The sequence below is a fragment of the Sphingobium sp. GW821-FHT02B05 genome (genome assembly GCF_059421905.1).
On record NZ_JBWKVW010000033.1, the window covers coordinates 1 to 843 of the forward strand.

Consider the following 843-nt stretch of genomic DNA (forward strand, 5'->3'; position numbering starts at 1 on the left):
CAGGACTCATTGATTGAGCCAGAAGATGACGGTGGCAGCGATGCAGATAGCTGACATGAAGGTGTGGGCGCAGCGGTCGTAGCGGGTGTGGATGCGTCGCCAGTCCTTGAGTTTGCCGAACATATTCTCGATCTTATGGCGCTGCCGATAGAGCGTGGCATCGTGTGGGATCGGCACTTTCCGGTTCTTCTTGGACGGGATGCAGGGGGTGATCTTACGTTCTGCCAGAGCGATGCGAAACCAGTCTGCGTCATAGCCTCTGTCGCCGAGCAAAATCTTGGCTCTGGGCAAGGCGTCCAGCATCAGTTCCGCGCCTTTGTAGTCGCTCATTTGCCCCTCACTGAGCAGCATGACCAGTGGCCTGCCTTTGCCATCGCAGACTGCGTGAAGTTTCGAGTTCAGACCGCCCTTGGTGCGTCCGATACGTCGGGGAACATCCCCTTTTTGAGCAGGCTGGCAGCCGTGCGGTGCGCCTTGAGATGGGTGGCATCGATCATCAACTGATCCGGCTTTCTGCCCTTTGCCGCCAGCGCTGCGAAAATCCTGTTGAACACGCCCATGCGGCTCCAGCGGATAAAGCGATTGTAGATCGTCTTGGGCGGCCCGTATTCCGTAGGCGCATCGCGCCAACGCACGCCGTTTCTGATGACGAAGATGATCCCGCTGATAATCCGACGATCATCAACACGCGGTACCGCATGCGACAGCGGAAAATAGGGTTCGATGCGGCGCATCTGCCCCTCCGAAAGCCAGATCAGATCACTCATGGCAGCGCCTCCTCGCGCCGCCATTGAAGCAACCAATCTCACTACACGCAAGCTATTTAATAGGTCCTGAGCCTAG

1 protein-coding gene is annotated in these 843 nt (G+C 57.4%); it reads right to left on the reverse strand.

Annotated elements, in window-relative coordinates:
• Positions 1–6: 6 nt before the first annotated feature.
• A protein-coding gene (locus AC07UX_RS21155; RefSeq protein ID WP_495193934.1) for an IS5 family transposase occupies positions 7–767 on the reverse strand; the annotation gives its coding sequence in 2 pieces (ribosomal slippage) (positions 7–434 and positions 434–767; 762 coding nt in all).
• Positions 768–843 lie beyond the last annotated feature (76 nt).